The sequence below is a fragment of the Williamwhitmania sp. genome (assembly GCA_035529935.1).
Classification (GTDB): Bacteria; Bacteroidota; Bacteroidia; order Bacteroidales; family Williamwhitmaniaceae; genus Williamwhitmania.
The window spans coordinates 1-7,927 of record DATKVT010000037.1 but is presented as its reverse complement, the minus strand read 5'-3'; the positions used below and the strand labels follow the sequence as shown (position 1 = coordinate 7,927).

Sequence of the window (7,927 nt, the reverse complement as noted above, 5' to 3'; positions counted from 1 at the left end):
TTTAATCTCATCAATGATTAAAAGCTTAACCTCCAGATTTTTCTCCTTCTCCTGCTCCTGAGACATATTCTCCTGTGATCTCTTCTCGCGATATTGCTTAAGATATTCCTTCAGGTCGTTCTCGTAGGTATCGGTGGTATACTGGAATTCCTCTGGAACCCCGCCCCCATCAATAAACGCTTTGCGCTCCTTATCTACGTCGAGCTTATGCCGCTTGTAGAAAGCAATTTTTATTGCATCAATATCCTTCCGAATACGCGTTGCCGTGTTTGTTTCAACCAACTCTTTGAGTGTGGCAATTAACTCTGGTTTCGACAATCCTGCGTATTCTTTTCCTATCGAAGAGGGAGAAGCCGTATCATCGTCGTCGTCACTCTCGTCATCGTCGAGCTCAGTGCTGGCTATGATAGCCTCCTCATCGGAGAAATCGACATGCTCGTCGTGAACATGCTCTTCATGATCGTCGTGTTGCAGATCAACGTCATCCTTAGCGACCTTCTTCGCAGATACTTTTGCTGCAGGCTTAGATGCTGCCGGAGTTTCCACATTCTCGGTGGCAATTAACTCTTCACCTGGTAGATCGTCGTGTGGCAGATCGGAAGCATCATTAGCTACCTTTTTTGTGGATACTTTTGCAGCAGATTTAGATGCTGCTGGAGTTTCCGCATTTTCGGCACTAGTTAACTCTTCACTAGGTTGATCGTCGTGTTGCAGATCGGAAGCAGCGCTTGTTGGCTGCTCAGAGGATACTTCAGCAGATAGGTCAGAAGTTGCAGGAGTCTCCACATTCCTGGTGGTATTTAACTCTTCACCAGGCTGTTCTTCAGGAACAGAGTTTTTCATTTCGTTAGTTTCCATGAGGCAAGCTTTATAACAATAATGCGGGTAAACAGGTGGGAAGGAGTTTAATATACATTTTTACTTAGCACCAATCCTGTGAGCCCGGGGTCAACATTCAGCTGACGAAATTAACTATTTGTGAGTTAATACTCAAAGTTTTTTGGAAAAAACAGGAAAACAAGCCCAAATGATTTCGGATTATCAATAAATCAGGTTTGCTGTAACGCGAAAGGGTATTACTTTTGTACCAACTTCATGCATCAGAAAAAACATACTGTTTTCCAATGCGAATAGACATTGTAACCGTTTTGCCCGAGCTGCTCGATAGCCCACTTAACAACTCCATTCCTGGAAGAGCACAAAAAAAAGGCCTCGCCGAAATTGTGGTGCACCCGCTACGCAACTATACGCACGATAAGCGTCGAACAGTGGACGATTATGCCTTTGGCCCCGATGCTGGAATGGTAATGAAGATAGAACCCATTTTTGAGTGCCTGAAGGAGCTGCAGGCGGAGCGTACCTACGACGAAATAATTTACACCTCCCCCGATGGAGAGCTGCTCACCCAGCAGCTGGCCAACCAGCTCAGCACCAAAAAAAATCTGCTCATACTCTGCGGCCACTACAAGGGGGTGGATCACCGCGTAAGAGAGCACTTGATTACACGAGAGATCTCCATTGGCGATTACGTGCTTACCGGTGGTGAACTGGCCGCCGCAGTTATTGTGGATGCTGTGGTGCGCCTAATTCCTGGCGTGCTCTCCGACGAAACCTCTGCCCTCACCGACTCCTTTCAAGATAACCTGCTTGCCCCTCCGGCCTACACCCGTCCAGCTGAATTTAACGGCTGGAAGGTTCCCGAAATTTTGCTCTCGGGCAACTTCCCCGAAATAGAGAAGTGGCAGATGGAGCAAGCCACGGAACGAACTCAGCGACTTCGACCGGGATTGTTGAAGGAGGAGAAGTAGAGGAAGTCAGAGACGCTAATACGGATGTTTGGACAAAAAATATTTCATTCTATTCCATCTCGCATCAAAACAATAGAACATAACCTCGAAGAGGTGACAATGTAATAGCTGGGGGTGTCAACCCCCGGAACCAAAGGCCCATAAAATGCGGGCGGTGCACGTACAAATAGTGTTCATTGAACCAGCATTTCCATGCACCGCAATAACCGAATGGTTTTAAAATCCCCTTCATTCCCAAATTTTCATTTTTTTTTGTACCGTAATAACCAAAAGGTAAAAAAAAGGGAAGTCAGAGGTAAAAGAATTACAAGCTGGTGCCTCGTTTCTATCCCAGATTTAATCCGCAATCTGGGCAAACATTATCGTTATCAGCCAACTTGGCCCCACAGGCAGGGCATGTATCAATTACTTCAACCGGAACGCCATCGCCCTCCACCAAATCAATGACTGACTTATCATGCTGCTTTTGTGCAATTCGATCCAGCCGATCCAGCTCGGCATGCAACATGGCGTCATATTTCTCTCTGATTTTGGCAATCGATGCTTGACTGGCCTCCCAAGAGAGTTCGCTTTTCCTGTAACGTTGGTTGAACACCTCCACCTCTTGCAAGTATTGAGATCGTAACTTCGCCATTATCTCCTGAGCCTCCTGATTAGCAAGCCTAGAATCGAGTAATCCTAGAATAATCAATGCTAATGGGGTAAACAGCGCACCAAAAATTATCCAGAACAGAATATTCCTATTTAAGTTTGACGCAACGATACCACACCAAATGGCTCCGCCAATAATCACTGCAATGCTCACCAGTCCCTGAACAATATCCCAATATGAGGTAGCATCATTGCCTAACATAAACATGTCCGAAGATGCAGACCTTGAGGTTCCCACAAAAAAAATCAGATTGTAGAGTATTAATAAAACCCCAGCATTTACCATCCTAGAATGCTTTGCAGGCTTTACCGTTATTGTTGTAGCCATAGTTAAACTTTTACGAATGCAAGATAGCGCTCAATTATCAAAAATAACGATGGGACACTTAACTTTACACCACATTGGTCATATAAACCCAATCCTTTCCATACAAGCAAACCCCATACAGCAGCAATGATTCATAATTTTAACAATTCAGACCGATAAATTGGGAATGAATTTGCCACAAAAATGAGAAACATACTTTACCTTGCGCCATAAAATTTTTAATTCTTGCAACACAAGCGCTATAATCCTCTTGTTCATTGCAATCAAACAAAAAAATAGATACAAAACATAATATTGACTTGGAATGAAAAAATTATTTAGCGGTAGATTCGGTGGGGTGTTCATGCTCTACCTCATTTTTATCTCCATCTCCTTTGTTACCCGTATAGTGCTCTTTGCATACTCTTTTTCGCAGTTCAGCAAGGGCCCTTGGGAGCTGCTAAAAAGTTTCACTGTAGGCGTCTTCTTCGACACCATTGCCTACGGCTACTTCATGATCCCCTTTGTGCTGGTTACGCTACTCGTGCCTCACAAGCTGGCCACTAAGAAAATCTCAAAATACCTAACCTATACCTTCTACACCTTAGCTACGGTAATTTTGGTATACACGGCATTTGCCGAATACTTCTTCTGGGACGAGTTCAACGTAAAGTTCAACTTTATTGCTGTGGATTACCTCATCTACACCAACGAGGTGCTGGGTAATATTTGGGAATCGTACAACATTCCTCTGCTCATTGTTGCCATTCTGGTTATCTCCGCAGGCATTATCTGGTTTGTCACCCGAAAGGGATGGCTTACTAAAGCATTGCAAAACGACGACAATTTTCTGCAGCGGCTGAAAACAGCAGGATTATTGATGATTGTCCCGGTATTTGGTCTGCTATTTGTAACACAACGCTGGAGCGAGATCAGCAACAATACCTACAACAAGGAACTCTCCAAAAATGGCGTTTACTCCTTCTTTGAGGCGTTCAAGAATAACGAACTCGACTACAACCAGTTTTACCTTATCGAAAATAACAAGAAGGCCTTTACCTACCTTCGCACCTTGCTGGCCGACAGCAGCTCGCATTTCATTTCACCCGATGTGATGAACCCAGTTCGGATGAATACCGCTACGGGTGAGGAGAAGCGCTACAACGTGTTCCTGATCACGGTGGAAAGCCTCAGCGGTGAATACATGGCCTACATTCCAAACACCTCGGGCATTACCATGCCGTTCATGGACTCGTTGGCCAACCAGTCGCTCTTCTTCACAAACCTCTACGCCAATGGTAACCGCACGGTTCGTGGACTTGAGGCCATCAACCTGAGCATTCCACCAACCCCAGGAAATAGCATTGTGCGCCGTCCTAATAACGAAAACCTCTACTCGCTGGGCCACATATTTAAGCAGAAGGGATATACCAACAAGTTCCTATACGGCGGATACGGCTACTTCGACAACATGAACGAATTTTTTAGCAACAACGGATTTCAGATTGTAGACCGTAGTGAACTTTCAGAAAACGAAATCACCTTTGCTAACGTGTGGGGTGTTTGCGACCAAGATATTTACGTGCGGGCAATTAAGGAGGCCGACAAGTCGTTCCAAAAAGGAGAGCCATTTCTTAACTTCATCATGACCACTTCCAACCATCGCCCCTACACCTTCCCTGATGTTGGTATTAAGTTCCCCAAAACCAGACAAGGTGGCGTAATGTACACCGACTATGCGTTGCGCTGGTTCTTCAACCATGTTAAGGACAAGCCTTGGTTTAAGAATACCATTTTTATTGTGGTGGCCGACCATTGCGGTGGTAGCGCTGGTCGCACCGAAATTCCGGTGAAGGAGTATCAAATACCACTAGTAATGTATGCCCCCGGCATTATTGCTCCCCAAAAGGTAGATAAGCTCTGTAGCCAGATTGACCTAACACCCACCCTGCTGGGTATTCTCAACTGGAGCTACGAGTCCACCTTCTACGGTAAAGACATTATGAAGATGACACCCGACCAGGAACGTGCTTTTATTGGCACCTACCAGAAGCTGGGTTACTTGAAGGGAAACAAGCTTTCCATCCTAAGTCCACAGCAGCGATTCTCCTTCTACCAGTTCGACCGCCACACGGGTGAAGAAACAAAGATGGATCCCGACACCACTCTGGAGCACAATGCAGTAACATATTATCAAACCGCTGAATATATGTTTGTTCATGGACTAAACAAAGTAGATAAAAAGTAGGAAACAGAGGCTGTAGCCCCTAATCTGCAGCCTCGTTTTTGTTTCCAAAATAAATAAGGCTAACCCAACAAAGACTACTAAATGCGCCTATTACCTGTTGGCATTGCCATGCTTTGGCTGTGCTCTATGAATTCGTCCTATGCAGCCTGTGCAAAGGATTCCTCCGGAGTTGATAGCCTGGGGCATCGCTACTCGGTTTACACCTTCGACACCATTCAAACCACCTTTCACGCTCCACGCGTCTACGAGTTTGGGAAAAACATCCCTCGCGACTGGGTCGACTTTGGCAAACGAACTGCCTCCCGAAAAGGCCTGATTACCATTGGCATTGTTGCAGCCTCCACTGCTGCCCTCATGCTGTTAGACCAAGATGTAACCGACGGTGCACAACGTTTTGGCCGATGGGCCGGCATTGACGCCACGCGAAAAAACGACAATGCCATAAAATTTTACGTGGGTGGCACAAAGGTAAACATGCTCGATCTACCCGAGAATTTTAACACCACACTCTACTTTATTGCCGAAGGATGGCCTAGCATTACCTTTGCAACAGGCCTCCTGGTGAATGGACTCATTAAGCACGATGAGCGTGACGTGCGAACCGCCAGCCAGTTTGCCGAGTGCTACATTGCCATGGGGATTACGGCACAGCTCTTCAAGCATATTTCCGGTCGCCAAAGCCCCTTTGTGGCCACCCAGCGGGGTGGAAAGTGGCAGTTCTTCACCAATCTAAAGAAATACCAAAAATCGGTTCCAGCGCATGATGCCTTCCCCTCTGGCCACATGGCCACCGCCATGGCCACCGTTACCATTCTCGCTACCAACTACCCCGAGTTGAAGTTTATTAGACCAGTGGGCTACACCATGATGGGTTTAGTTGGCTTTGCCATGATAAACAACGGTGTGCACTGGATTAGTGACTATCCGCTGGCCATTGCCCTAGGCTACACCTACGCCAAGATTGCCACCTCGCGCGGAATAACCATTAAGGCTATTGAGCGCATGGGACCCAAAGAGGAGGGCAAGGGTAAGCTATCCATTGGCCCTTCGCTGATGATGGACGGTAGCGTGGGCATTGGCCTCCATTTGGCATTGTAGAAAGAGGGAGTTAGAGGAAGTTAGAGGAAGTTAGAGGAAGTTAGAGGAAGTTAGAGGAAGTTAGAGGAAATCGGAAACCATTGCCGTATTAGAAAAAGTCGCAGCGAAGCGAAGATCCGGCCATTGACGGCTAGAGACGCACGATCGTGAGTCTCTTAATACCCACCACATTCACAAATCCCTCCTTGCCGAATTAAAGAACCAGACCATGTTGGGGCGAAAAATTTTTCGCCCCCATTTTATGCCGGCAAAACATTATTGAATGGTAACCCGCGAAGCGGTTAAATATGAATAGCCATGGGCGTTAAGCCAAACCCCGCCCAGCTCAGGCGGTGCACACGCCTATGGTGTTCAATACATCACAGTAACCCCGCACCGCAATAACCATACGGTTTTAAAATCCCAATCATTCACAAATCCTCAAATCGCTTAATTCTCAAATTACTTTTTTCACCACAATCACCGAACGGTTAAAAAATGGCTCGCCAAAAATATCCCCTGCCTAACCAATAATTTTATACATTTGGGTTAAGCATTGCTATGCATCCAATGGGGCTACAGTCGGCGCGATTGGGTGTGGCTCATAAATCGTTTGACTATATATTATGTCATCATTTTTCCATCAACCCGCCGGATTTAATACTACAGCTATCCATTTACAAGTATGCTAAAAAAGATAACCCTTGCTCCCTTTTCCAAAGACGACACCCTCTTTTTAAAGGGTTTTGCCATACTGCTCATAGTGCTCCACAACTTTTTTAGGGCGGTGAACCCAACCACCGGCGAAAACGAATTTTGGTTCTCAGGCCTCTACATCAAAAAATTCTTCATTATCCTGGGGAACAATCCCATGGAGGTTTTCAACGTAGTATTTAATTTCCTTGGGCATTATGGCGTCCAGGCCTTTATCTTCATCAGCGCCTACGGGCTCACACTATCGTATCAGAAAAACCACCCCCGATATACATCGCACCTGCTTCACCGGCTCGATAAGCTTTACCCCTCGTTCCTTATTGCAGCGGTGCTATACATCCTTGTGGTTATACTCTCCACCGGACGATTTATCGACAACCAAACCCTTGCCGATTTAGGCATTCAACTTTCGCTATTTGCAAACTTCATTCCCGATAAGGCGCTCTCCATAACCGGGCCATGGTGGTTTTACTCGCTCATCTTTCAGTTTTATGCGCTCTTCCCACTATTTATGTGGGTTGTAAAGAAATTCAACACTCGCGGTCTGGTGGCAATTTCCATCATAGGAATTATCGCCACCGTTCTTCTCTACAACCCCATGCGACAGGTAGCATTGAATCCGCTCTACCTTTTTGTTGGTCACCTCCCCGAGTTTTGCTTTGGAATTCTGCTGGCCGTAAAAAAGGAGCTGAAGTTACCCATCTGGCTCATTGCATTGGCCTTGCTCACATTTGTTGGGGGTAATATTTTTCGATGGATGTGGCCCATTGCCAACATCTCGGCAGCGATACTACTCATTACCCTCATTCAGCTCTTGATCCGTGTAAAAGGTAAAATGAACATGGTATCGTCGTTCCTAACCTTCACGGGAGCCATATCCATGTACCTATTTGCCTGTCATGGGTTCCTGCGCGGCAACTTCCTCCAGCTGGCCAATTACTTTAGTTCACCGCTGGCCTCACTGGTTATTGCCGTGCTATTTGTGCTCTTCGCCATTATGCTCTCGTTGGCAATGCGGCAAGTTGAAACTTCGGTAAGGGCATGGATAGCCACTCCACCATCCAATGCTGGAAGATATCTGCGCGTAGCCTCCCTGCTCCTACTCCTCACCGGTAGCGTTGG

General features: G+C 46.2%; 6 protein-coding genes. 4 read left to right on the top strand and 2 right to left on the bottom strand.

The features are described from left to right. On the bottom strand, positions 1–858 hold an 858-nt coding region (locus VMW01_02640; GenBank protein HUW05135.1), incomplete at its 3' end, for a hypothetical protein. Between the two features lie 266 nt (positions 859–1,124). Between VMW01_02640 and trmD the strand changes: the two genes are divergently transcribed. Continuing rightward, positions 1,125–1,808 carry a tRNA (guanosine(37)-N1)-methyltransferase TrmD gene (trmD, locus tag VMW01_02635; protein ID HUW05134.1) on the top strand — a complete coding sequence of 228 codons (684 nt, stop codon included), beginning with the start codon at positions 1,125–1,127 and terminating at the stop codon, positions 1,806–1,808. Positions 1,809–2,133: 325 nt separating this feature from the next. Here trmD and VMW01_02630 read toward each other — a convergent pair whose 3' ends face one another. Then, positions 2,134–2,787, bottom strand: coding sequence for a zinc ribbon domain-containing protein (locus VMW01_02630; protein ID HUW05133.1), 654 nt, complete (start codon positions 2,785–2,787; stop codon positions 2,134–2,136). Between the two features lie 304 nt (positions 2,788–3,091). On the opposite strand from VMW01_02630, the gene VMW01_02625 reads away from it, so the two are divergent. The 3 genes from VMW01_02625 to VMW01_02615 all read left to right on the top strand — a co-directional run. Continuing rightward, the gene (locus VMW01_02625) at positions 3,092–5,014 is read left to right on the top strand and encodes a sulfatase-like hydrolase/transferase (GenBank protein HUW05132.1); all 1,923 of its coding nucleotides are present in this window, start codon (positions 3,092–3,094) and stop codon (positions 5,012–5,014) included. Between the two features lie 81 nt (positions 5,015–5,095). Continuing rightward, complete coding sequence (locus VMW01_02620) at positions 5,096–6,112, top strand: phosphatase PAP2 family protein (protein ID HUW05131.1); 1,017 nt, start codon at positions 5,096–5,098, stop codon at positions 6,110–6,112. Positions 6,113–6,776: 664 nt separating this feature from the next. Continuing rightward, on the top strand, positions 6,777–7,927 hold a 1,151-nt coding region (locus VMW01_02615; GenBank protein ID HUW05130.1), incomplete at its 3' end, for an acyltransferase.

Excerpts from the sequence above, each read along its gene's own strand:
- trmD (HUW05134.1), top strand. The coding sequence starts at position 1,125 with ATGCGAATAGACATTGTAACCGTTTTGCCCGAGCTGCTCGATAGCCCA.
- VMW01_02625 (HUW05132.1), top strand. The coding sequence starts at position 3,092 with ATGAAAAAATTATTTAGCGGTAGATTCGGTGGGGTGTTCATGCTCTAC.
- VMW01_02620 (HUW05131.1), top strand. The coding sequence starts at position 5,096 with ATGCGCCTATTACCTGTTGGCATTGCCATGCTTTGGCTGTGCTCTATG.
- VMW01_02630 (HUW05133.1), bottom strand. The coding sequence starts at position 2,787 with ATGGCTACAACAATAACGGTAAAGCCTGCAAAGCATTCTAGGATGGTA.